Source organism: Sphingobium sp., from assembly GCF_041987595.1.
In the GTDB taxonomy this organism is placed as follows: Bacteria; Pseudomonadota; Alphaproteobacteria; order Sphingomonadales; family Sphingomonadaceae; genus Sphingobium.
This window is the reverse complement of sequence record NZ_JBHIWJ010000056.1, coordinates 18,020-18,749: the sequence shown is the minus strand read 5'-3', so window position 1 is coordinate 18,749 and position 730 is coordinate 18,020. Positions and strand designations below refer to the sequence as shown.

Annotated in this window: 3 protein-coding genes (1 of these 3 only partly in view); all 3 read right to left on the bottom strand. The window is 63.8% G+C overall.

Annotated features, from left to right (window positions below; all coding sequences use genetic code 11):
• Positions 1-227: hypothetical protein (locus ACFC3J_RS14375; RefSeq protein ID WP_375196850.1), on the bottom strand; the 227-nt coding region annotated here is incomplete at its 3' end.
• On the bottom strand, positions 224-721 hold the full coding sequence (locus ACFC3J_RS14370; RefSeq protein WP_375196844.1) for an LLM class flavin-dependent oxidoreductase: 498 nt from the start codon (positions 719-721) through the stop codon (positions 224-226). The genes ACFC3J_RS14370 and ACFC3J_RS14375, both read right to left, overlap by 4 nt.
• Positions 688-730: the end of an LLM class flavin-dependent oxidoreductase gene (locus tag ACFC3J_RS14365; RefSeq protein WP_375196843.1), read on the bottom strand. The gene runs 566 nt beyond the window's last position; the window shows 43 of its 609 coding nt (coding positions 567-609); the start codon falls outside the window, past its right edge; its stop codon occupies positions 688-690. Before ACFC3J_RS14365 ends, ACFC3J_RS14370 begins: the two co-directional genes overlap by 34 nt.

Sequence of the window (730 nt, the reverse complement as noted above, 5' to 3'; positions counted from 1 at the left end):
TCACCGGCGCGGGCCGGCGTGGTGGCGAAGGTGCAATAATGGCAGACGTCGCGGCACAATTTGGTGAGGGGGATGAAGACCTTGCGCGAATAGGTCACGCGACGGCCATGCGCTGCGACCGTCATCGCCTCCGCTGCCTCCATCATGTCCGCAAGGGACGGGGATCGCAGCACCGCCGCAATCCCGGCCGCTTCGTCTTCGCTCAGATGCAGTAGATCCAGTGTCACATCGCACTCCTCGCCAGGGCAAGCCCGCGAATGGTTTCTAGCGGCGCCGCATGTCCGGGCAAGGCCGCGATGAAGGTCGAGACGCCCATCGCCTCAAGTTGCCGCAGCATGTCCGTGGCCGCGTCGACGGGTCCTGCCAACGTATCGAAATCCGCCAGAAACCCGGTCAGCCCCAATTCTTCCATCAAGGCCACATTCCTGCCGCCGACGACCACATGTTCGGTCGGGTCATAGCGCGCGTGCAGTTCATCGATCTTGCCGCGAAACTGCGTCGGGACACGCGCCAGCGTTTCGGGCGTGCGGAAGGCCATGCCGTTGACGACGATGAACGCCTTGAGATCGTCAATGGCTTGGTCCCGGCTGGGACGGATCGAGGCGAAGGAAACGACCCAAATATCGATCGACAAAGGGTCCCGCCCCGCCGCCTGCGCCGCTGCCCGGACCGTATCGATCCGGTCCTTCAGCGCGTCGAGATGGCGTTCACCCGCGAACAATATGACGCC